Below are 23,171 nucleotides of genomic sequence, written 5' to 3'. Positions count from 1 at the left end.
GGAGCCCGAGTGCCAGTTCTCGGCCTCACGCCGGAGCGGAGGTGGCTGGGAGTTACCTACTGTTCTCGCGAAATCAGCTGATTCCCAGGCGTCCGGTGCACGCGGGCCAGGCACCCCAGCCCTGACGGGCCCGCGTCACCTCGGCGATCGCGATCTGCTCTTCGCGGCTGGCCAGGTCGGCGCGCGGTGCGTACTTCAAGCCACCCTGGCGTTCCCACGTGCTCTGATCGAACTGGATGCCGCCGTAGTACCCGTTTCCGGTGTTGATCGCCCAGTTCCCCGTCGACTCGCACTTGGCCAGCGCGTCCCACACCGCACCGTCACGCACCGGCGGAACCTCGGTCCCCGGCTTGGCGCCCTTGCGGATCGTCTTGTTCTGCGCGGGCGTGATCACATTCGAATGCACCTGCACGCGTGAGGCTTCGACGCCGTTCACCATCTTCACCGCGAACGTCGCCTCGTGCAGACCGGGCATCCCCGGGTTCTCCACCACGGTGCGGCTCATGTTCATGGTCACGTCCTCGATCACCGTTTCGGTGGGATCGAGCGGCAGGGTCTCGGTGCGCTGTTCGGTGCGCTGCCGGGTGACGACGACCTGCATGCCCTCCGCGAGGGGGGTCGTGGCGGCGGGCTCGGTGAAGTCCTCGTCCTTCAGCGGAACGCCCGCGGCCGTGAGGAATTCACCGATGGTCGCGGCGGCGAGGCGCACATCGACCGGGGCTGCGCCACCGTCGACCAGCGAGATGTTGCGCGGGGTGTACACACTCAGCGCCGCACCCGCGAGGGGCAGCTTCTCGGTGCGCGAGGGCAACACGTGGGTGTCGGACGGGATCTGCATCGACGCGAGCGCGTCGCCCGCGGTGGTGCCGGTGGTCCACACCTTGCGCTCGACACCGTCGACGGTGACCGTGATCTCGCGGCCCCGGTTGAAGGTGATGGTGGCGCCGTCGCCGACCTTGGCGCTCGCGGCGGGGATCACCTCGTCGTGTTCGGCGATCTCGTAGCCCGCGTCGGCCAGGATGGCGCGCACGTCGCGCGACATCGTCGAGAGCTCGGTCCGTTCGCCGTCGATGACGATCGCGACCGTCTTGTGGTTCACGATGGCCAGCGAGGCGCCGACGAGGAGAATCAGCAGCATGGCCGCCACCGCTGCGAACAGCAGCGGTGAACGTGACGAGTTGATCCGCGCAAAAGCTGACATGATTACAGGACGATAACGACGAGGTGCGCGCTAGACAACACCAGGCCGCCCGAACAGCGGGATCGTAGATCACAATTCGATATAGACAGCGCTGGTAGATAACAACGTGAGCGCACAAATGTGAGCCGACTCACGTTTAATGTCCAGCCCCCTGTCGAACAGACGAAACGGACTACCGAATCCGGTATAGCCTGCGCGCGTTGGCGGTGGTGATCTCGGCCAGCGTCTGCGGGTCCTGCTCGCGCACTTCGGCCAGCGCGCGAACGGTGTACGGCAGGCAGTACGGCTCGTTCGGCGCACCGCGATACGGGTGCGGTGTCAGATACGGCGCATCGGTTTCCACCAGGATCTGGTCGTCGGGCACCAGCTCGGCCGCCTCGCGCAATTCGTGCGCGTTCTTGAAACTCACCGTGCCCGAGAAGCTCAGCACATACCCCTCCGCCACACATGCCTCGGCCATCGTGGCGTCCGAGGAGAAGCAGTGGAAGATCACCGTGTCCGGCGCACCCTCGTCGAGCAGCACCGTGAGCAGGTCGTGGTCGGCTTCGCGGTTGTGGATCATCAGCGGTTTGCGCACGCGCTTGGCCAGGTCGATGTGCCAGCGGAAACCCTCGATCTGGGTTTCGATGTCGGCGCAGCCGTCGAGCTTGCCCGGCCAGTAGTAGTCGAGGCCGGTCTCCCCGACCGCGACCACGCGCGGGTCGGTGGCGAGGTGCTCGAGCTCGGCCTTCGCCTTGTCGTCGAGGGCGTTGGCCCGGGTGGGATGCAACGCGACCGCGGCGTACACCCGCGGATCCCAGTTCGCGGCCCGCACGGCCCACTGCGCGGCGGCGAGATCGTCGGCGACGGTCACCACGTGCCCGACACCGGCCGAGGCGGCCCGGTCGACGATGGCCGCGGTCGACGCGGCATCGGTTGCGCCACAGGCATCGAGGTGGGTATGCGCGTCGATCAGGGGCGCGAGCGGCGGCGGAACAGGCGGAGCCGGACGATTCGTATTTGCCACCCGGATTACAGTAATGGGCATCATGAGTGCAGCCGAAGGCGCCGAGGCGCCCGCCTTCTACGTCACGACGGCCATCGCGTACCCGAACGGTGCGCCGCATATCGGCCACGCGTACGAGTACATCTCCACCGACGCGATCGCCCGCTTCAAGCGACTCGACGGTTACGACGTGTTCTTCATGACCGGCACCGACGAGCACGGTCAGAAGATGCAGCAGACCGCGGCCACCGAAGGCATCCCGGTGCAGGAACTCGCGGCCCGCAACTCCGATGTCTTCGAGGCGATGGACAAGGCGCTCGACATCTCGTTCGACCGCTTCATCCGCACCACCGACGAGGACCACCAGGCCGCCTGCGTCGCCATCTGGGAGCGGATGCTCGCCAACGGCGACATCTACCTGGGCAACTACTCCGGCTGGTACTCGGTGCGCGACGAGGCCTTCTACAACGAGGAGGAGACCACCCTCCTCGCCGACGGCACCCGCGAGTCCACCGAGACCAAGACCCCGGTCACCTGGACCGAGGAGTCGAACTACTTCTTCAAGCTCTCGGAGTACCAGGACAAGCTGCTCGCCCTCTACGAAGAGCGGCCCGAGTTCATCGCGCCCTCGACCCGGCGCAACGAGATCGTCAGCTACGTCAAGGCGGGCCTGAAGGATCTGTCGATCTCGCGCACCACCTTCGACTGGGGCGTTCCGGTCCCCGGCGAGCCCGACCACGTGATGTACGTGTGGGTCGACGCGCTCACCAATTACCTCACGGGCGTGGGCTTTCCGAACACCGACTCCGCCTCGTTCGAGAAGTTCTGGCCGGCGAACCTGCACATCATCGGTAAGGACATCACCCGGTTCCACACGGTGTACTGGCCCGCGTTCCTGATGTCGGCCGGGATCGAACTCCCCGACCGGGTGTTCGTGCACGGGTTCTTGTACAACAAGGGCGAGAAGATGTCGAAGTCGACCGGCAATGTCGTCGACCCGCTCTCGCTGGTGTCCACCTACGGCCTCGACCAGGTGCGGTTCTTCCTGCTGCGCGAGATCTCCTACGGCCAGGACGGCAGCTACAGCAACGACGCCATCGCGGGCCGCATCAACGCCGACCTGGCCAACGAGTTCGGCAACCTGGTCCAGCGCAGCCTGACCATGGTCAACAAGAACTGCGACGCCAAGTCCCCCACGCCGGGTGAATTCACCGACGAAGACCGCGCCCTGCTGGACCGCGCGAACGCGCTCCTTGCCAAGTGCCGCACGGAGTTCGACGCTCAGCAGATGCACCTCGCCCTGGAAGCCATCTGGCTCACCCTCGGCGAGACCAACCGCTACTTCTCCGCCAATGCCCCCTGGGCACTGCGCAAGTCGGGTACCGAGGAGGACCTCGCCCGCATGGCGACGGTCCTCTACGTCACCCTCGAGGTGGTCCGCATCGTCGCCATCCTGGTCCAACCGGTGATGCCGGGCTCCGCGGGCAAGATCCTCGACCTGCTCGCCCAGGAAGGCCGTACCTTCGCCGACATCGCCACTCCCCTGGCCCCCGGGCTCGACCTGCCCGCGCCGGAGCCGATCTTCCCGCGCTACGTCGAGCCCAAGGAATAGTCGAACGAGCGGTGGCGCACGGCCTTTCGCCGTGCGCCACCGGTTCGGAACCGAGGGGCAGCTCAGCCCACCGCGGTCGGTAGCGTTCGCCAGGCCGGTCTGCGACCGATGGTCACCCATCGCAGGATCCATTCGGCGGGGCCGTATCGATGCCGGCGCAACCACAGCGCGCTCACCCAGAGTTGCGCCACGAAAACGAGCAGGGCCAGCGCCATCGTCGCCAACGGTGACAAGCTACCGGCCGCGCCGAATCCGACGCCGGTGAAGATCACCAGGCCTATCGCGGATTGCCCCAGGTAGTTGGTCAACGCGATCCGTCCCGCCGGCGCGAGCGCTGAGCGGATCCACGCGGTACGCGGACTGTGCATCATGCGCAGCACCGTCGCGACGTAGGCGGCGGCGAGCAGCGGCGTGGTGGCGACGCTGACCGCGACGGCGAGCGTGTGCCCGGTACCGCCGCCGAGCGTGAACACCGCGCTGCCCGCCAGTCCCACCGGAAAGCCGATCCACTGGACTCGCCGCAGGATCGGTTCGTCGCCGCGGACCCGCGCGAACAACTGCCGGCGACCCGCGACCATGCCGAGCAGGAACATCGCGAGCGCCGTCGGCCCCTGCAGAGTGAGGGCCTGCAGGATCAGCAACGGCAATCCGCCGAGGTGCTGGCCGATGATCTCGCCCCAGCCGCCCAGCATCGCCGAGGTGGCCTGTTCGGCGTTCGCCTGCGCCACCTCGGGAGCGGGCAAGAAGCTCGCGGTGTCGAGGAAGAGCCCGCTCAGCAGCAGGCTCGCCAGCACGAGGCCGTACAACGCGGCGGCCACCCGCAGCGCTGTGCGATCCCGGCACCGCCGCATCCAGAACAGCACCAGGCAGGCAGGCGCGTAGGTCGTCAGTACGTCGCCGCCGTACAGGAAGACGATGTGCAGCACACCGAGCACGAACAGCCCCGCGATCCGGCGCAGCATGCGCGGCTCGAAGGCCGCTCCGGCGGCGGCCGCCGATTCCATCTGCAACGTGAAGCTGTAGCCGAACAGGAACGAGAACAGCACATAGAACTTCATGTCGACGAACACCGACGACAGGCCACGCACAGCGTCGTCGAGGGGCGAGGTGAAGGCGGGGTCGATAACCAGGTTGCCCGGATATCCCGAGGCCATGAAGGTGATGTTGACGACGAAGATGCCGAAGAGCGCGAAGCCGCGCAGCGCGTCGACGTCGACGACTCGCGGTCTGGGGGCGACCAGTTGATCGGTCATGCGGGTTGCCAACCTCTCGGATAGCGGCAGCACTAATTATCCATGGGATACTATCCCAAGGATAGTAATCGCGTGGATAGTATGTGCCCGCAGCCGACCGACGCTGCCCGAACCCAGGAGGAAGTCTCCGCGATGACCGACGAGCCGGTGCCCGCCGACCTGAGCAGACTCTGGCGACTACCGGATCGAGCGCGGCTCGGCCGACCGGCGGAGCTCGACGTCGAACGCGTCGTGCGCGCCGCGGTGGAGCTGGCCGACCGGCGCGGCATCGGGGCGGTGACCCTGGCCGAAGTCGCCTCGACCCTCGGCTTCACGAAGATGGCGCTCTATCGCCACGTCGGCTCGAAGAACGAACTGTTCGAGCTGATGTCGGATCTCGCACTCGGCCCCGCACCCGGCATCGATACCGAACCCGGACAGTGGCGCACCGGCCTGCGCCGCTGGGCGCACGCACTGCGCGCGGAATTTCTCGCGCACCCGTGGCTCCCCCAGCTGCCGATCAGCGGACCACCGCGGGGACCCCACTCGATCGGCTGGCTGGACGCCGCGCTGCGCGCCCTCGCCGCGACCGAGCTCGATTGGGCGACCAAAGTGGGCATCGTGATGCTGGTGGACATGCATGTGCGGCAATCGAGTCTGCTCACCCAGCAATTGACGGACGCCAGGCAGGGCACCGGCCTGGACGAGGCCGCGGTCAACCAGAACTACGGCGCGGCGCTGGCCCGGCTGGTCGATCCCCACACGCTCCCGCAGGCAGCCGAGCTGTTCGCCTCGCCGTTGTTCCAGTCGCCGCCCGACGATCCGGCGGACGGCGACTTCGTCTTCGGCCTCGAACTGATCCTCAACGGCGTCGCCGCGGAGATCGAGAGCAAGGCCTAGCCGCTATTTCCAGGCAGCCAGCAGGGTGGTCGCCTCGGCGCCGAGGGCGGCCTGAAGGAACGGGCCGAAGCTGATGCGGGCGACGCCGAGGTCGGCGAAGTAGTCCTTGGCCGGGCTACCCGGCTGGCCGATCGCGTTGATCGGCAACGGGAGGTCGGTGGTGAGCCGGCGCAGGTCGGCGTCGGCGTGCTTGCCCACCGGGTAGAGAACGTCGGCACCCGCTTCGGCGGCCAGGGTCAGGCGGGCGATCGCGCGGTCGAGACGGTCGGCCTCGTCGCCGTCTTGACGCAGGAACAGGTCGGTGCGGGCGTTGACCACGACGTGCACGCCCGCCGCGTCGGCGGCCTCGCGCAGGCCGCGGACCAGGTCGGCGTGTTCGGCGGGCGAACGCAGGCGCTTGCCCTCGCTGTGCACCGTGTCCTCGATATTGAGGCCGACGGCGCCCGCGGCGAGCAGGCCGTCGATCAGTTGCAGCGGTTCGAGGCCGTAGCCGGATTCGATGTCGACCGAGACCGGGACCTCGACCGAGGCGGTGACCTGGGTGACGCGGGCGAGGAGTTCGTCGAAACTCATCCCCTCGCCGTCGGCGCGGCCGATCGAGTCGGCGACCGGGTGGCTACCCATGGTCAGGCCCGAAAAACCGGCCGCCACAGCGACATTCGCCGACCAGGCGTCCCAGACGGTCGGCAGCACCACCGGATTTCCCGGACGGTGCAGTTCGAGCAGAGTCTTCGCCTTGGCATCCAGAGAAGTCATACCCGCGATGATGCCCGAGGCGTCCGACAAGAGCTATACGCAGCCGGATTTCGGCGGGCAGTTCACCTGGACATCGAGCACGCGCGCACCGGGACCCTCCGCACCGAGACGGTCGTGCTCGTTGACGAGTTTGCACGAGCCGAGCGACAGACAGCCGCAGCCGATGCAGCCGGTCAGGTTGTCGCGCAGGCGCACGAGCTGGGTGATGCGGTCGTCGAGATCCTCGCGCCAGGTGGTCGACAGGTTCTCCCAGTCGCGACGAGTCGGGGTGCGCCCCTCGGGGAGCCGGTCCAAGGCCGAACGAATCTCACTGAGTGGGATACCGACCCGCTGCGAGATACGAATGAAGGCGACCCGGCGCAAGGTCTCGCGAGAATATCGACGTTGATTGCCACTGGTTCGACGGCTCGATATGAGACCTTCGCGTTCGTAGAAGTGCAACGCGGACACTGCAACTCCACTACGATCGGATAGCTGCCCGGGGGTCAGCTCCTTCGTTTGCCAATCGGCCATCGTCATCTATAGCTCCTCCCACTACCACCTAAACAATACTTCAGGTATTCGTGTCGTGTACGAAAAATGGGCGGAACACGCGCCCGAGCGGCGGACACCGACGAGCAGCCGCGGCCGAACCCAGCGCGTTGCAGCTCGCAGACACGCGGTCCTCGCATTACGGTTTGCAGATGGGAACCGCCCCCGACTCGCGCCTGACCGTCACCTCCGAGGTCGGCCAGCTACGGACGGTGCTGCTGCACCGCCCCGGCGCAGAACTACGCCGACTCACCCCGAGCAACAACGACCAGCTGCTTTTCGACGGCATCCCCTGGGTCGAGCGCGCACAAGCCGAACACGACGCCTTCGCCACCGTACTGCGCGAGCGCGGCGTAGAGGTGCTGTTACTGGCAGACCTGCTGACCGAAACCCTCAGCGCCAGTGGGGCAGCCAGGATCCAGGGCATCTCGGCGGCAGTCGACGCGCGCAGGCTCGGCCACGGCCTGGCCGACCAGCTCGCCGCCGAACTGCGCAAATTCGACGCCCCCGCGCTCGCCGACATCCTGATGGCCGGGATGACCTTCGACGAGCTGCCGTTCGGCCCCGATGCCACCTCGCTGGTGCGCCGCATGCACCACGGCGGCGATTTCGTCGTCGATCCGCTCCCGAATCTGCTGTTCACCCGTGATTCCTCGTTCTGGGTCGGCCCGAAGGTCGCGATCACCTCGCTGGCCCTGCCCGCCCGCAGCCGCGAGACCTCCATCACCGACCTCGTCTACGCGTTCCATCCACGTTTCCTCGGCGTGCGCCGGGCCTACGAGTCACACACCGCGCCGATCGAAGGCGGCGATGTGCTGCTGCTCGCCAAAGGTGTTGTCGCCGTGGGTGTCGGCGAGCGGACGACCCCCGCCGGCGCGGAAGCGCTGGCGCGCAGCCTGTTCGACGACGAGCTCGCGCACACCGTGCTGGTGGTGCCGATCGCGCAGAACCGGGCCACCATGCATCTCGACACCGTCTGCACCATGGTCGACACCGACGCGGTGGTGATGTATCCGGGCGTGCGGAAATCGTTGGAGGCGTTCACCATCCGCCGCGAAGACGGCTCCTCCGGACGCGGTGACCTCGAGCGCATCAGCATCACCGGACCCGAACCGTTCCTGCCCGCCGCCGCCGCGGCGATGGGCATCCCGAAGCTGCGCGTGATCGACACCGGCCGCGAGGGGCCCGACGCCGAACGCGAACAGTGGGACGACGGCAACAACACCCTCGCCCTCGCGCCCGGCGTGGTCGTGGCCTACGAACGCAACGAGATGACCAACTCGCGCCTGACCGAGGCGGGTATCGAGGTGGTCACCATCAGCGGTTCGGAGCTGGGCTCCGGCCGTGGCGGTCCGCGCTGTATGTCCTGCCCGCTGTCCCGAGACGAGGTGTGAGCGTCGTGTTCCACGTCGAGCTGTCCACCGATTCCGCCCAGCCACCCTACGAGCAGCTGCGCATGGCCGTGATCGAACAGGTCCGCGCGGGCACCCTCCCGGCGGGCACCAAGATCCCCACGGTCCGCGCGCTGGCCGCCGACCTCGGCATCGCCCCCAACACCGTCGCCCGCGCCTACCGCGAACTGGAATCCGACGGCGTGCTCGAAACCCGTGGCCGCCAAGGCTCTTTCATCGCCTCCTCCGGCGATCCCACCCGCGATATAGCAAGTCGCGCGGCCGTCGACTACGTGACCACCATCCGGCGGCTCGGCCTCGACGACGCCGACGCGATCGCCTTCGTCCACCGCGCCCTGGACTGACTGCCCGGCGCTACCGCCAGCTCGGCAGCCAGAGGTGGTCCTGCCAGTTCTGCGGCGTGATCGCCTGACCCGTGAGGATCGGCCACAGCCAGACGAAGTTCGCGATCACCAAGCCCAGATAGATGCTGACGATCAGCAAGCCGAGCGCGTACCGCTCGTTCACCGGGGCGGGGAGATAGGTACCCGTCGGGCTGCGCGGTATCCCGGCGGGTCTCGCCGACCCGAGAATGTCGCCGAGTGCCAGCGCCATCCCCATCACCAGGAACGGCGCGAGCACCACCGCGTAGAAGAAGTACATCTGGCGGTCCAACGTCAGGAACCACGGCAGCAGCCCGGCGCCGTATCCCACCAGCACCGCCGCGTAACGCCAGTCGCGGCGCACCACCGAACGCCACACCATCCAGCCGATCAGCGGCAGCGCCAGCCACCACAGCGCGGGCGTGCCGACGGCCATCACGGCCTTCACGCACTGCGCTTCGCCGCAACCGGTGACGGTGCCGTCGGCGTAGTAGTAGAGCATCGGGCGCAGGCCCATCGGCCAGGTCCACGGCTTGGATTCCCACGGATGGTGGTTGCCCGCCGAATTGGTGAGACTGGAATGGAAGTCGAGGGTCTCGCCCTGGTAGTACCAGAGCGAGCGCAGCGCGTCGGGCAGGAACGCGAACGCGCCACCGCTACCGACCTGATTACCCACCGCGTACCGGAACACCCCGTTCTCGCTGGCGAACCACGCCCAATACGAGGACAGGTACACCACCAGCGGAATCACCACCAGCGCGTACAGCGCGGGCCCCACGTCGCGCACCATCGCGCCCAGCCACGGTTTACGCACGCCGTACGCGCGGCGCGCGCTCACGTCGAAGGCCACGCTGAGCAGGCCGAAGAACATGATGTAGTAGATGCCCGACCACTTGGTGCCGCACGCGAGCCCCAGCAGCACGCCCGCGCCGAACCGCCACCAGCGCACGCCCAGCCGCGGACCCCAGTCCGAGACGCCGACCCGCCCGGCCAGATCCGCGCGAGCCATGCGCTCGCGCATGTCGTCGCGGTCGACTATCAGACAGCCGAACGCCGCGGTGACCAGCAGCGACATGAAGATGTCGAGCATGCCGATGCGCGAGGAGACGAAGGTCAGGCTCTCGGCGATCAGCAGCACGCCCGCGAACGCGCCGATCAGCGTCGAACGGGCCATCCGGCGCACGATCCGCACCACGAGCAGCACCAGGATCGTGCCTGCCAGCGCCGCCGTGCCACGCCAGCCCCACGCGTTGTAGCCGAAGATCGCCTCACTGAGGGCGATGAACTGTTTGCCGACGGGTGGGTGCACGACCAGGCCGTAGGCGGGGTTGTCCTCCACTCCGCCACCGGTGACCATCTGCCAGGCCTGTGGGGCGTAATGCTTTTCGTCGAAGACGGGAGTGCGCGCGTCGGTCGGATAGTTCAGGTTGATGAACCTGGTCAGCGCGGCGATGACGGTGAGCACCGCGGTGACCAGCCAGCCGCGCGCGGTGTCGAGCGGACCGAAATCGGGGGCCGGGCGCAGCGGCGCGGGACTGACCAACGCCGACACGGGACGCGACGGAGGCATCGCGCGCTCATCGGTCACCGGGATCACGCCCCGATCGTAGGCGGTGCCACCCACGAAGTCCGACCCGACACTTGTGCCCCCTCGTTTCCCCACCTACGCGCCCTCGGGCGCGGCTCCCCCGCCTGACAGAATGAACACGCGCCATCTACGCACGCGGCTTCCTGGCGACCGAATACCGCCTGGCCGCACTGCTCGCCGCACTCGATCGCCTGCGGGGAGAACTTACCGGAGAGGTCGGACAACACTGTGTTGGTCTTAGCGGCAACCCCCATGGGCGACATCGGCGACGCGTCGCAGCGACTGCGCGACGCGCTCGGTTCGGCCGACGTGGTCGCGGCCGAGGACACCCGCCGCACGAAGTCGCTCGCGAAGGCGCTCGGCGTCGAGATCACCGGCCGCGTCGTCAGCTTCTACGATCATGTGGAAGCCGCCCGCATCCCTGCCCTGCTCGACGACATCGCGAGCGGTCTGACGGTCCTGCTGGTCACCGATGCCGGCATGCCGTCGGTGAGCGACCCCGGCTATCGCCTGGTCGCCGCCGCCGTCGACCGTGATCTCCCGGTCACCTGCCTGCCCGGCCCCTCGGCGGTCACCACCGCGCTGGCCCTGTCCGGTCTCCCGGTGGAACGCTTCTGTTTCGACGGCTTCGCCCCGCGCAAGGGCGGTCAGCGGCGAGAGTGGTTGCGCACGCTGGCCTCCGAACAGCGCGCCATCGTCTTCTTCGAAGCACCCCACCGCCTGGCCGACTGTATGGCCGACGCGGTCGCGGTCCTCGGCCCCGACCGTCGCGCCGCCATCTGCCGCGAACTCACCAAAACCTACGAGGAGGTCGTGCGCGGCACGCTCGGCGAACTGGCCGCCTGGTCCGCCGATGGCGCCCGCGGCGAGATCACCGTGGTTCTCGAAGGCTCCCAACCGGTTTCGGCCGAGCCCGCCGAACTGGTCGACGAGGTCGAGACACTGGTGGCAGGCGGGATGCGGCTCAAGGACGCCTGCGCCGAGGTCTCCGCCGGCCGGGGCGCCTCCCGCCGCGAGCTCTACGACGCCGTCCTGGCGGCCCGCTCGCAGAGCTGAACCGGAACGCCGAGCCGGGCGGATCAGCGGCCCAGCACCGCGAGCATTCCCGCGACCGCGCGGGGCCAGCCGAATTGCTCGGCGCGCGAGCGGGCAGCTCGACGGCGGCCGGAGGTGGGCATGGCCAAGACGTCGGTGACGGCGCGCGCGAAGGCGCGGGGACGATCGGCGGCGATGGCCCCGCATTCGGCGGTGACGATATCGGCGAGGGCGGACGAGCGGCTGGCCACGACCGGAGTGCCGGCGGCCAAGGCCTCCAGTGCGGCGAGGCCGAAGGTCTCGTGCGGGCCCGGCGCCAGTGAAACATCGGCGGTGGCGAGCAGTTTCGCCACCATCGCGCGTTCGTTGATGAAGCCGGTGAAGTGGACCGCGGGTTCGCCACCGGGCAGGGCGGGCAGGGTGCGGGCGCGGCGTTCGAGCGACTCGCGCCGCGGCCCGTCGCCCGCGACGACCAGCCGGGCGGGTACGCCGGCGCGATGCAGGGCGCCGACCGCCTCGATACTGCGGTCGACACGCTTCTCCACCGACAGCCGACCGCAATGCACCAGCATCGGATGCCCGGCGACGCCGAGATCGGCGCGCAAGCCGAGGTCACGGCGTCGGGGACTGAACAGATCGAGGTCCACCCCGAGCGGGACCAGTTCCACGTTCGGCGCACCGATCCGCAGGAACTCCTCCCGCGCGAAGTCGGTGGTGCACACGACCATGTCGTAGTCGGCGGCCGTGCGCCGGTTGGCCACGTCGGCGCAGCGGCGCGCGGCGGGTCGGGGCAGGAACTGGCCGAGCAGCCGGTCGAGGCGCTCGTGCGAGATCATCACGCTCGCCACCCCGCGCCGCCCTGCCCACCGGCCGAAACCACGCAGCGTGAGCCGGTCCGACACCTCGAGCACGTCCGGCGACAACCCGGACAGCACATCGGCCACCCGCCGCGGATCCGCCGCGCGATACCCACCGGTCCACGGAATTCCCAACGCGGGCAGAGTAATTCGCAACGCACCGGTGGGCAGAACCTCTTCCGAACGCCGCGACCCCGGCACGATCAGCACCACTTCGTGCCCCGCCGCCACATAGCCCTCACCGAGGTGGTGCAGGGCAGTGCGCAACCCACCCGATCGCGGGCCATAGAAATTGGCAAGCTGCACGATGCGCACACGCCGATCGTCGCGCCGCGCGGGTTACCTCCGGGTCCTGCCCGAGGAACGGGAGGTGAACAGCGTCGAAAGATGCGGCTCAGTGCGCGACGGGCGCACCGTCACCGGCCGACCACACCCGCAGCAGCCCGTGCCCCGTACTCATGGCCACCAGTTCGGCCTGCGCGGTGATCCACTCCCCGACCGCGAACCGCACCCGCAGCTCCAGTCGCCTGCCGGTACCCGGAGTGCGGGCCAGGTCGTGACAGGCGCCCCGCAACGCGGCGAGATCAGCAGGATCGATGACGGGTCGCTCCACCAGCCAGCGATCCAGCGGGGCCAGCGGTGGTCCGGCCCATTCGTAGATCAGGGCGCTGGTCAGCTCGATGATGCCGACACCCACACCGCTGCTCTGCGAAACGGCGCGCAACATGGCCGTATCGGGATCGGCGGCGGGCTGGGCGGTGTCGAGCTCGGGGATGGCGTGCATCAGCGCGCTGATCCGGCGTTGCGCGGGTACCGCCCTGGTGATCATCTGGAAATGGCGGACCTCGTCGTCGTCGCCGGCCATGTCGACCTCGCCCTGCCACAGGCCACCGTCGTCGATGCGCGCGACCATCGCGAAGTAGTCGATGCGCCCGTCGAAGCGCGCCATCCGGCCGAACGCCTCGGGCGGCGTGCGGATCACCCGGACCTGCTCGGGGTCCCTGGCGAAGACGAGTTCCTCCAGACCGGGTCCGTGATGGGCGAGCTCGGTGTCGGCATCCCAGTCCCAGGCCGCGACCCGGCGCGGTGGCGGGATCGGGGTATCGACGGCTCCGGCCCACAGCCGCACCCCGTGGACGCCGCCGTACGCGCACGGCACCGGCTCGGTCACCACCAGCGAGTCCGCCTCGACCACGCGCTGCGCTCGCCCGTCCGCGTGGCAACGCCGCACCGCCTCCGTCGCGATCCGGGCGCGGGACGGGCCGAGAACGCGACGCAGCGAGCCGAGCCCGGACCAGTGCCTGGGGTGCGCGCCCGCGGCGACCACCGTCGGCTCACCACCGGGGAGAAGGGTCTCCACCAGGAGCCAATCGTCGGACGGCATCGCCGCGATTCAGCTCGACGCCACGCCACGGCCCGCGCGCGGCAGGTCGAGGTCCAGCGGAATACGTCCTTCGCGCAGGTGCGCCTCGACTTCCTCACCCGGCATCGGCCTGGCGATGAGGAACCCCTGCGCGCGGTAGCAGCCGAGACCGACCAGCGTTCTGGCCGCCATCGGCGTCTCCACTCCTTCGCCCACCACGCCGAGGCCGAACGACCCGGCCAGCCCGATGATCGACTTCACGATCGCCAGGTCGTCGTCGCTGTCGCCGAGCCGCTGCACGAAACCGCGGTCGATCTTCACGGCGTCGACGGGCAGCGCCTTGAGATGGGAGAGCGAGCTGTAGCCGGTACCGAAATCGTCGATGGCGATCTGCACGCCCATCCGTTTCAGGCCGCGCAGGGTGAGCCTGGTTCGCACGAGGTCCTGCACGACCACGTGTTCGGTGATCTCCAGGCAGACGGAACTGCCGTCGATCCCGTACAGGCGCAGAATATCCTCGATGCGCTCGACGAAATCGGCGCTCACCAGCTGGACCGGGGACACATTGATCCGGATCACCACATTGGCGGCCAGCCCGCGGCGGCGCCAGTCGGCGAATTGCGAGCAGGCCGACCTGATCACCCACCGGCCGAGTTCGCCCGCCAGGTTGGTGGCCTCGGCGACGGCGACGAACGCGCCGGGTGGCAGGAGTCCGCGCGTGGGGTGCTGCCAGCGCACCAGCGCTTCCAGCGCCACGATGCGTCCGGTGCGCAGGTCGACTTCTGGCTGATAGTGCAGCACCATCGACCCGTCGGACACCGCGCTGCGCAGATTGACCTCGACGTCGTCCTGTAACTCGAACTGGACCCGCATGGCGTCGGTGAACACCGCGATCCCGTTGCCACCACCGGATTTCGCCGAGAGCAACGCGTGGTCGGCACGGCGCAGCACGTCCGACACCGTCGTCTCGCCGGGCACACCGAGCGCCACGCCGACGCTGACCCCGCGGCTCACCGATTCCTGCCCGACCGAGACCCGGCGCCCGACCAGCTCCTGGATCCGGTTCGCCTCCAGTTCGGCGGCCACCGCGTCCATCGTCTTGGCGGGCACGATGACGAACTCGTCGCCACCCAGGCGCGCGATCATGTCCTCGGGGGCGAAGTTCTTGCGTAACCTGGCCGCGAGCGTGCGGATGAAATTGTCGCCCGCGTTGTGACCGAGGAAGTCGTTGAGCGCTTTGAGCCGATCGAGGTCGAGGAAGAAGGTCGCGACCGGACCCTCGTTCCCCGGCGCGAGCCGTTCCTCCATGTGCTCGAGCAGCGCGCGCCGATTCGCCAGGCCGGTGAGATCGTCGTGCGAGGCGATGTAGCGCAGCCGGTCCTCGGCCTCCACCCTGGCCTGGAGCTGGGCGAACAAGGCCGCGATCGCCTTGAGCACATTGACCTCGCGGGTGGTCCACGCCCGGTCACCGCGCCGGACGAAGCCGAGCGCGCCGGTGGACACCCCGCGCGAGACCAGGGGAACACAGGCGGTCACCATCGAGGGCATGCCGGTGGTCTGCCTGATCATCTCCTGGTAGTCGGGGTATTCGTCGCCTCGGCTGACGATGATCGGCTCGACGGCGTTCTCGCTGGCCAGGAACAGCGAGTCGGCCTCGGCGAAGTCGATGACGCGTAGGGGGTCGGGGTCGGGCACGTAGGGCCGACGCGGCCACTCGGCGATCAGCACGGTTTGGCGCTGCTCACGCACGGTGTGGCGCAGATAGGCGAACTCCACGTCGAAGTAGTCCACCAGGCTCGCGAGCACGCGCTCGCTGGCCACGACCATGGTCGTGGCGTCGACGCCCATCAACTCCGAGGCGACCTGCGTCACCAACGAGTCGAGGTTTCGCCGAGGCACCGTTTCTCCGATCGTGCTATCTGTCAGTTCCCTGAACCGAGTACCGGGAGCCTGGCGCTCCGTACTGTCGGCGCGGGCGCATAGCTCAGTCGTAATACTGCCGTGACCGTCTCGTGCCCGGGAATTCCCATCAGTGCGGAGAACCGTTTGTGGATCGAGGCCAGTGTATCTGTGAATCCTGCGGATACGTTGCGCAAATCGTTGTCGTCACGGACGTAGAGGAAAACCGGGGACATCGGCTGCACCGCGAGGCCCAGCTTCTGCGCGGCAATCCACACGCGCTCGACGGCGGAACCGCCACGCACATAATCGGTCAGATCGGCGTCGGCGCCGGCTGGACAGGTGACCGCGATCAGCGCCGAGCCGGACGAAATCCGCTGGTGCGCGTAGTCGCCCAGCGCCGCGCCGCCGGACCAGTCCCGCAGGTAGGCCATCACATCGGCACGCCCGCCGATGGCCAGTTTGGCGTACTCGTCGGAGGCCAGCTCCATGGTTCGCAGGTCGAGTCCGGTTCGTAAATCGTCAGCGGGCCAGCGCAATTCACCGAACATCTCCGCGTGCAGCCGGGGCGTCAGGTAGCGGATGCGGTCGGACTCGGCGAGGAGTTCCGCGACCTCGCCGAGCCCGGCGCGATCGGTGACCCCGCGCACGAAAGCGCCTTCCGCCGCAGCCGAAACAGCCAGTGCGTCAAGCACTTCCGGCGCCAAGGTGCGTCCGTCGCCGAGGTGCCGGTTGGTGGCACGGGTGAGCATTCCAGGGTAATCGGCGACCAGTTCGGGGTCGGCGCGCGCACCGAGGTGCAGCACAGCCGACACGGGAGCCGTACCGCCGAGCACGATCTCGTGGGTCCCCAGCAAACCCTGAGCGGCGGCGGCGACGCGGGCGTTGTAGAGGGCCGCGCCGAGAGCCACCGCGCTGCCACGGAATCCGATATCCATCCCGGAGGTACGCGCCGGGTCGACCGCGAGATGCACGGCGGAACCGTCGACCCGCACCACCCACGGCTGCGCGTTGCCGCCCGACGGCGCGCGTTCGATGCCGTGCAGGATGCGGGCGATCGATGTGCGCGGCTCGTCGAGCTCATCGAGCGGCACGGCATCGGCCGTGAATCTGCGGTCACCTGGATCGGGCTCGCCGAGGCTGTCGAGCTCGCGCTCGAGGTCGACGCGAATTCGCCCGGACGGCAGCGCCTGATCGAGGCCGATCCGGCGCACCGCCGTGGCGATGATGGCCGCGCCGAGCCCCACATCGCTGCCGAGCTGGGGCCACGTGGTGACCGTCTCGTCGATTTCGGTGAGGCTGGCGGCGAGCCGGGCCGAGAGCTGGTCCGGGTCGAGGATCCGCATCACGTGCGGGGCCTTGTCACGGTTCGACAATCCGCGCAGATCAGCTCTCGTCGTCTCGCCGAGCAGGCCGTGGAACGGCGGCCGATCGGGTTCGAGATCGAATCGCTCGACATCGAACAGACCTCGATCATTGGTCTCCATCAGCACCGGGACGCGGTGCCGCCTGGCCGCCTCGCGGGCGGCGAGTTTCACGTCGAGGGAATCGCAGACCTCGACCACCACCGACAGCCCGGTCAGGAATTCGTCCATCGAGGACTCGTCGACGCCCGCCGGGAAGATCTCGACAGGCAGGTACGGATCGAGTTCGGCGATCCGCCGGGCGGTGACGACACACTTGTTGAGCCCGATGTCGAACAGCCCACCGGGAATCCGATTCAGATTCGACAGCTCGACGGTGTCGAAGTCGGCGATCCGCAGCAGCCCGCAGGCACCTTCCAGCGCGGCGACGTAGGCGATCTCGTGCCCCGCGCTCTGCCCGATGACGCCGACCGACTGTCCGCGCAGCTGCCGTTGCTCGGCGATGGTCAGCTTGTTCCGGTTGCGGTCCTGCCGAACAGCGCGAAACGCGGTGGCGCCGACGATGGCGACCAGCGCGCAGCGCCACGGGTAGTACACCCAGCGATCATCGGCCGGGTCCGCGTCGGCCGCGGCTTTGAGCCGGGCCAGTTCCGATCGCATCGCGGGACGCAGATCGCTCACCGAGATACCGGGGAGCTGCCGCAGGCGTGCCAGCTCGGCCGCGTCGGCGGGGACCGCGTCATCGAGCACCGGCGCCCGGAAAACGTCGGTGGGTGCGAGGTCTCGGATCATGGGCGTCGCGCTTCGAGCAGTTGCGCGCGCTCGACGTCGATCAGATCGCGCTGGGCCGGTGTCGCCGCCGACAGATCGGTCAGGTCCCACCACACCGGCACGGTGGTGTACCGCTCGTCCGGGTAGGACACGGCGGGAATGCCGGGATCCTGGCGCGCCCCACTCGATCGGTAGGACTCGAGCTGATGCAGGGGGCTGACGCCGAACCCGTACCGCACGTCGAGCAACCAGGTGACATGGACGACGCCGCGGGCCACCAGCGCACCGAGTTCCGGCCTGCGCGGGACCGACCGTATCGACCACCCGCCCTTGGATTCGACGACTCCGTGCGGCACCTTGGCGTCGACGGAGGCACGCAGGGCGGCCTCGCCTGGAGTGCCGAGCCATGGGTGGAATCCGGGGATATCGTCGGCGGTCGCGTGCGGCCCGTGCGCGCGCAGTCCGGCCACCACCGACCCGTCGGGATCGATCGCGACGAGGAACAGCGACGTCGAACGGCCGTCGGCGAGGGTCTCGACATCGAGCGCGTCCTGAACTCCGTAGTGCCGGTAACCATTCAGCGCACCCTCGAGATACCGATCCCACAGAGCCGGATCTTCCTCTGGTGAACAGATGCGGACATGGCATCCGGAGCTGCTGTCGAGGTACCGCAACCCGCCCGCATTCGCACCGACCACCCGGTGATCCGAGCCGGTGTGAGCCGACACCCTCATACAACTCCGTACCTACACCCACGTCGGCTTTGTCCGACCAGCCAAAGATTTCCTACGCAGTATCCGTCATTCCGCAGGAATGCACCATACGAGTGGCTAATTTTCCGGTAACCTTCTGAGCCAGTTGAAATAACCCCAGGTCAGAACGGGTGAATGCACGGAAGGCGGTCGAGTCCAGACCGATCGGTTCGAATTCGGCTAACTTTCAGCTATCAACTGTGATCGACACGAACAGTTCCACCGTGTCGGGACCGTGCCAGACTTCGATCTCCTCGCGGTAGGCGCGGGAGATCTCGGCCGACGCCGTCGCGTCGTCGACCTGGGCCCAGACGTCTTCCACCGGGTCGTGATAGTCGCCGTTCGGCGCGAAACGGGCGTAGATGCCCTTGGGGACGCGCAGCATGAGATCGCCGACCGGCACGTCGTCCGGAGTCGCGTATTCGCGTGCCACCAGCGCGTTCCAGTTGCCCGCCGGGTCGGGCACGTAGACCGTGTGCAGCGGTTCGCCGCCGCCGGGGCGGTCGCGCAACCGGTCCTTGAGGAACTCGATCAGGTCGCTGTTGCTCACCTTGAAACTCGGGTGCACCTTCGGCACCGCCAGGCCGCCGTACAGCGCCGCGCCACGGACCACGATCGAATAAGTCATCGCGGGTCGACCGCCAGGTACAGGTCGATCTTGTACGCGTGCGGGTAGCACTCGAAATCGCCGGTGAAGGTGCGCTTGATCTGGTTGTGCTCCTCGGCGTAGGCGATCTGGGTCCACAGATCCGTCATCACCTGCGGGAAATTACCGACAGAGGAGAAACGAGCGTAGGTGCCGCGCGGCAACCGGGCCGCCAGATGTCCGCGAGTGACCTGATCGAGCGACTCGCACTGATAGCCCACGATCTGGGTGTTGTACGTACTCAGCTCACCGGTGTAGTCGGTATAGGCGCTGGCCAGTGGCCCGCCGAGATCCTGATGCAGAACCGCCGACCATGCCGCTTCGAGGTCACGGTCGCGGAGCTCACCGAGTGCGCGTTTGGGACTGCGAACCGGAAGACCGGCCACCCAGGTCTCGTCCCGCTCGACGATTTCGAACTGCAATTGACGACTCTCTCGAAGGGTCCTGCTCGGGTTGCGCCATGCTATCAAACCCCACCCTAACCATATCTGAGCTGGACAAACGTCCACCACTTCCGTACGGACACCCGGCGCTATTGTTCGATTCATCTCCATGCTCTAAGCTCCCGCGCTCGTGTGGGTACGCGCGGAGCTCGAACCGCGAAAACAAGTCGTGCGGTGGGCCGGGGTCGTCATCGCCGCGGTCCTGATCGGGTATCTCGCTGTGCTGCTGGGGGATTCGCGACACTTCTATACCGACGACACCGAGGCGCAATACGTGCCGATGTGGCAGTTGCTCGGGACCGAATTGCGGGCGGGGCGGTTCCCGGCGATGGTGCCGTGGGAATGGATGGCGGGCAACTACAGCCTCGAGGAAGCCGGGCTCTACAACCCCGCGCAGTTGCTGGTGTACCTGCTGGCGCCGTCGTTCGACAACCTCGCGCTGTACGCGACCGCCGTGAAGTTCGTGTTCTCCGCGATCGCCGCCCTCGGTGTCTTCCGCATCTGCCTGGCCTACGGCGCCCGCGCGCCATGGGCCGCGGTCGCGGGCGTGGCGTTTCCGTTCAGCGGATGGTTCCTGTTCTTCGACGAGGCCAGCTGGTTCACCTCGCAGACCGGCACCGCCTGGCTGGTGCACGCCTGGGCCTCCGCTGTCCTCTACGCGCGAGGCCGTACCGGGCCGATCCCGCTGTTCGTGTTCCTGTACCTGGCGCTGACCATCCAATACGCGTTTCCCGCAGTCGAATCCGGCTTGATGATCGCCACCGTCGCCGCGGGCGAATACCTGTACCAGCGCAGGTGGGCGCCGGTCGCGCGGCTGCTCACCGCGTCCGGGCTCGCGGTGCTCGCGTCCATGATCGCCAACCTGCCGATCCTGCTGTCCTCGCAGGCCACCTGGCGCGGTGACGTCTCCACCATCCACAACGACCCGTTCCTGACCGTCCCGTGGTCGGAATCGCTCAACGCGAGCCTGCCGAGCACCGTGCCCGCGTTCACCGCGTGGTGGGGGCATGTGCAGCCGCTACCGATGGTCTACATCGCGTGGTTCGTGATTCCCGCGCTCGCCTTCATCGATTGGAAGGCCGCGGCACGCCATGCCGCCTCGTGGAGTGGCATCGCCCTGTTCGCGGTGGCGACCCTGATGTGGACGGCGGGACCGGGAGCGATCGGTCCGCTACGGTGGCCGGCGCGCGTGTTGCCGATGCTCGCGATCGCGCTGCTGGTGCTGGTGTGCGTGCTGATCAGTCGCTACGGCGATTTCACCGCGTCGCGGCGACGGTACGCGGCGGCGGGTGCGCTGATCGCGTTGCTGTTCATCCGATCGTTCTCCGCCGCACCGAAACTCGTCGAACGCCACGCCCTCGCCGTGTTCGTGGTGGTCGGGCTCGGGGCCGGGGTGGTGTGGCTGGCGCGCACGCGCGGGATCGCCGCCGCTGCCGCGCTGACCATCGCCACGACCTTCCCGATCGCGTTCGTCCAAGTGGCGTCGGCGCCCCGGACCCCGATGTCGTACGGATTCGCCGAACAGCGCTCGGACATGACCGCCGCGTTCCCCGATTTCGGCGGTCGCACACTGCAATTGGCGGACCGGATCATGGTGCGCGACGAAGAGCGCACGCTCGCAGGCACTTACGGCTCCATCGCGCTGGGCAGCTATGCCAAGAACCTCGGACTGCAATACGTGAACGGGTACACACCCGTCGGGCACGCCGCCTTCGCGGGCTTGCTGTGCATGGCGTGGGACGGCGGCACCTGCCCTGACGCGTACAGGAGGGTCTTCGCTGTCGAGCCGTCGACCGACACACCGATCGTCGATCTGATGCGGCTGGATCGCATTGTCCTGCAACGCAGTCAGTATCCCCACGCGGGAAACGACCCCGCCCCCGCAGGCTGGAAGTTCGTCCACTACCCCGGCCACGAACACCAGATCTGGGTCCTCGAACGAGTCAACCCCCTACCCTCCCCCGGCGACCTGATCGCCCACGAATCCGGCGTCCACGCCACCGTCATGCCCGAAGCGGGCCTCACCAACCGCGCCACCGTCTCCTCCGGCACCGGTGGCCGAATCGTGCTGTCCCGCCTGGCCTGGCCCGGCTACACAGCCACCCTCGGCAACAGCGAAATCCCCATCCGAGCAGTAGCAGGCACCTTCGTAGCGGTAGACATCCCACCCGGCACCCACAACGCGACCCTCACCGTCACCTGGCGCCCACCCGGTCTCCCCATCAGCCTCACCACAGCCCTACTGGCCCTGATCGGCATCACGTTGCTGCAGTGGTGGTTCCGCAGAACCCGCCAGAACACCCCGTCCGAAACCCTCGAACCCGAACCCTCGACCAACCTCCCGGCCCCTGGGGAGGGACGGCCACAAAATGGCCGGTCTCACGTGCTGGGACCACTCATCCGATAGCCCCGGCCAAGTGCGGCCAAGCCTCGTGCAAGTCAGCCTGAAACTGCCCCCACGTATGAGACCCGGTCGGCCGGTGCACATGCACAGCAGGAATCCCCAACTGCCCCAACCGCCCAGCGAACGCAGCCGTACACGCCCCCGCGAGCGCTTCGATCGGCGGCATAGGCAACCCCCGGTCCTGCGCACCGGGAAACCCCGTAGCCGCAGACAGGAAAACAGTCTTCCCCGCGAGCCGCCCCGCGTTGGCGAAGACGTCGTGCTCCCGCCACCCCGGCCCACCAGGAATCCCCCACATATTTCCCGGATTCCCCCCACCACGCACCGCCTGCGCACTGGCCATCGCGATCCCCATCGGATCCGAAGCCCACGGGCAACCACTCAGCGCTGCCACCGCGGAAAACCGTGATCCACTCTGGATCGCCAGATCCAGCGCCGACGATGCACTCATCGACACCCCGGCGATGGCATTGCGCCCACTCGTATCCAGCGCACCATCGATAGCTTCGGGCAGCTCCTGCGTCAGATACGTCTCCCACCGCACCCGACCGACCCCCGGATCATCGGAAATCCAGTCGGTATACAACGTGAAGGCCCCACCGACCGGCATCACCACGTTCACGAACTTGTCGGCGAAGAAGCTGCGCACGTCGGTGTTGTCCCACCACGAGATGCCGTCCGCCCCACCGCCGGCCCCGGTGAGCAGATACAACGTGGGAGCCCCGGCCCCCGCCGCCTTGATCACTTTGTTCTGGATCACCCGCCCCATCGCGGGCGAGTACACATCGATCTGAGCGGACCTGCCACCCAGCGGCGCCTCCCCCGCCACATACGCCCCCGGATCGGCCGATGCCTTCGCACCCCCGAGAGCGGCGACAATCGCACACACCACAGCAAGCCAGGTTCTCGATGCAGTCACCTAACCGGTATACCCCGCAGCTCGGGGTCCACTCCGGGAAACACACCGGCGCGCCGTCGGCCGAGATCGGGCAGTGACCAGGCTCACGATCCAGTGCCAGACCGGCTTCGATATCCCCGGGACCTGCGCCTTTAGATAC

Annotated in this window: 20 protein-coding genes; 6 read left to right on the top strand and 14 right to left on the bottom strand. The window is 68.0% G+C overall.

Going from position 1 to position 23,171, the window contains the following annotated elements:
- Positions 1-73: 73 nt before the first annotated feature.
- Both ACFTS5_RS26635 and ACFTS5_RS26630 read right to left on the bottom strand, forming a co-directional pair.
- A complete protein-coding gene (locus ACFTS5_RS26635) occupies positions 74-1,201 on the bottom strand; it encodes a transglycosylase family protein (RefSeq protein ID WP_378636007.1) in 1,128 nt (375 codons plus the stop codon).
- A gap of 172 nt (positions 1,202-1,373) precedes the next feature.
- Complete coding sequence (locus tag ACFTS5_RS26630; RefSeq protein ID WP_378636005.1) at positions 1,374-2,228, bottom strand: TatD family hydrolase; 855 nt, start codon at positions 2,226-2,228, stop codon at positions 1,374-1,376.
- A gap of 1 nt (position 2,229) precedes the next feature.
- Here ACFTS5_RS26630 and metG point away from each other — a divergent pair, with 1 nt between their 5' ends.
- Complete coding sequence (metG, locus tag ACFTS5_RS26625; RefSeq protein WP_378636002.1) at positions 2,230-3,798, top strand: methionine--tRNA ligase; 1,569 nt, start codon at positions 2,230-2,232, stop codon at positions 3,796-3,798.
- A gap of 62 nt (positions 3,799-3,860) precedes the next feature.
- On the opposite strand, the gene ACFTS5_RS26620 is transcribed toward metG, so the two are convergent.
- Positions 3,861-5,051, bottom strand: a complete 1,191-nt coding sequence (locus ACFTS5_RS26620) for a DUF418 domain-containing protein (protein WP_378636000.1) — start codon at positions 5,049-5,051, stop codon at positions 3,861-3,863.
- An 81-nt stretch (positions 5,052-5,132) separates the two neighbouring features.
- On the opposite strand from ACFTS5_RS26620, the gene ACFTS5_RS26615 reads away from it, so the two are divergent.
- The gene (locus tag ACFTS5_RS26615; protein ID WP_378636350.1) at positions 5,133-5,930 is read left to right on the top strand and encodes a TetR/AcrR family transcriptional regulator; all 798 of its coding nucleotides are present in this window, start codon (positions 5,133-5,135) and stop codon (positions 5,928-5,930) included.
- Between the two features lie 3 nt (positions 5,931-5,933).
- Here the strand turns inward: ACFTS5_RS26615 and ACFTS5_RS26610 are convergent, their stop codons facing one another.
- Together ACFTS5_RS26610 and soxR are read right to left on the bottom strand one after the other, a co-directional pair.
- A complete protein-coding gene (locus tag ACFTS5_RS26610; RefSeq protein WP_378635997.1) occupies positions 5,934-6,686 on the bottom strand; it encodes an isocitrate lyase/phosphoenolpyruvate mutase family protein in 753 nt (250 codons plus the stop codon).
- A 33-nt stretch (positions 6,687-6,719) separates the two neighbouring features.
- Positions 6,720-7,205 (bottom strand): redox-sensitive transcriptional activator SoxR, encoded by a 486-nt coding sequence (gene soxR, locus ACFTS5_RS26605; RefSeq protein ID WP_101465780.1) that lies wholly within the window; start codon positions 7,203-7,205, stop codon positions 6,720-6,722.
- A gap of 164 nt (positions 7,206-7,369) precedes the next feature.
- Here soxR and arcA point away from each other — a divergent pair, with 164 nt between their 5' ends.
- Positions 7,370-8,611 carry an arginine deiminase gene (gene arcA / locus ACFTS5_RS26600; RefSeq protein ID WP_378635994.1) on the top strand — a complete coding sequence of 414 codons (1,242 nt, stop codon included), beginning with the start codon at positions 7,370-7,372 and terminating at the stop codon, positions 8,609-8,611.
- Between the two features lie 5 nt (positions 8,612-8,616).
- Entirely contained in the window at positions 8,617-8,973 is a 357-nt protein-coding gene (locus ACFTS5_RS26595; protein WP_378635991.1) for a GntR family transcriptional regulator, read from the top strand.
- A 10-nt stretch (positions 8,974-8,983) separates the two neighbouring features.
- On the opposite strand, the gene ACFTS5_RS26590 is transcribed toward ACFTS5_RS26595, so the two are convergent.
- The gene (locus tag ACFTS5_RS26590; RefSeq protein ID WP_378635989.1) at positions 8,984-10,588 is read right to left on the bottom strand and encodes a dolichyl-phosphate-mannose--protein mannosyltransferase; all 1,605 of its coding nucleotides are present in this window, start codon (positions 10,586-10,588) and stop codon (positions 8,984-8,986) included.
- A gap of 177 nt (positions 10,589-10,765) precedes the next feature.
- Between ACFTS5_RS26590 and rsmI the strand changes: the two genes are divergently transcribed.
- Positions 10,766-11,635, top strand: coding sequence for a 16S rRNA (cytidine(1402)-2'-O)-methyltransferase (gene rsmI / locus ACFTS5_RS26585; protein WP_378636348.1), 870 nt, complete (start codon positions 10,766-10,768; stop codon positions 11,633-11,635).
- Between the two features lie 23 nt (positions 11,636-11,658).
- Here rsmI and ACFTS5_RS26580 read toward each other — a convergent pair whose 3' ends face one another.
- The 7 genes from ACFTS5_RS26580 to ACFTS5_RS26550 form a co-directional block, all read right to left on the bottom strand.
- Positions 11,659-12,786 (bottom strand): glycosyltransferase, encoded by a 1,128-nt coding sequence (locus ACFTS5_RS26580; RefSeq protein WP_378635986.1) that lies wholly within the window; start codon positions 12,784-12,786, stop codon positions 11,659-11,661.
- Between the two features lie 79 nt (positions 12,787-12,865).
- Positions 12,866-13,855, bottom strand: a complete 990-nt coding sequence (locus ACFTS5_RS26575) for a GAF domain-containing protein (protein ID WP_378635984.1) — start codon at positions 13,853-13,855, stop codon at positions 12,866-12,868.
- A 9-nt stretch (positions 13,856-13,864) separates the two neighbouring features.
- A complete protein-coding gene (locus tag ACFTS5_RS26570) occupies positions 13,865-15,733 on the bottom strand; it encodes a putative bifunctional diguanylate cyclase/phosphodiesterase (protein ID WP_378635981.1) in 1,869 nt (622 codons plus the stop codon).
- Positions 15,734-15,756: 23 nt separating this feature from the next.
- Positions 15,757-17,889, bottom strand: coding sequence for an Rv1355c family protein (locus tag ACFTS5_RS26565; RefSeq protein WP_378635979.1), 2,133 nt, complete (start codon positions 17,887-17,889; stop codon positions 15,757-15,759).
- Positions 17,886-18,602, bottom strand: a complete 717-nt coding sequence (locus ACFTS5_RS26560; RefSeq protein WP_378635976.1) for a hypothetical protein — start codon at positions 18,600-18,602, stop codon at positions 17,886-17,888. Before ACFTS5_RS26560 ends, ACFTS5_RS26565 begins: the two co-directional genes overlap by 4 nt.
- 205 nt (positions 18,603-18,807) lie before the next feature.
- The gene (locus ACFTS5_RS26555; RefSeq protein ID WP_378635974.1) at positions 18,808-19,248 is read right to left on the bottom strand and encodes an AraC family transcriptional regulator; all 441 of its coding nucleotides are present in this window, start codon (positions 19,246-19,248) and stop codon (positions 18,808-18,810) included.
- Positions 19,245-19,688: a GyrI-like domain-containing protein gene (locus tag ACFTS5_RS26550; RefSeq protein ID WP_101465771.1), complete on the bottom strand. Its 444-nt coding sequence runs from the start codon at positions 19,686-19,688 to the stop codon at positions 19,245-19,247. Before ACFTS5_RS26550 ends, ACFTS5_RS26555 begins: the two co-directional genes overlap by 4 nt.
- A gap of 151 nt (positions 19,689-19,839) precedes the next feature.
- Here ACFTS5_RS26550 and ACFTS5_RS26545 point away from each other — a divergent pair, with 151 nt between their 5' ends.
- A complete protein-coding gene (locus tag ACFTS5_RS26545; protein ID WP_378635970.1) occupies positions 19,840-22,116 on the top strand; it encodes a hypothetical protein in 2,277 nt (758 codons plus the stop codon).
- Here ACFTS5_RS26545 and ACFTS5_RS26540 read toward each other — a convergent pair.
- Entirely contained in the window at positions 22,106-23,005 is a 900-nt protein-coding gene (locus tag ACFTS5_RS26540) for an alpha/beta hydrolase (protein WP_378636345.1), read from the bottom strand. The genes ACFTS5_RS26545 and ACFTS5_RS26540 overlap by 11 nt on opposite strands.
- Positions 23,006-23,171: the final 166 nt, after the last annotated feature.

Origin of the sequence: Nocardia sp. NPDC056952 (assembly GCF_042674185.1) — a bacterium.
Lineage (GTDB): Bacteria > Actinomycetota > Actinomycetes > Mycobacteriales > Mycobacteriaceae > Nocardia.
The sequence above is the reverse complement of the archived record's forward strand: the minus strand, read 5'-3'. Positions and strand labels throughout refer to the sequence as shown.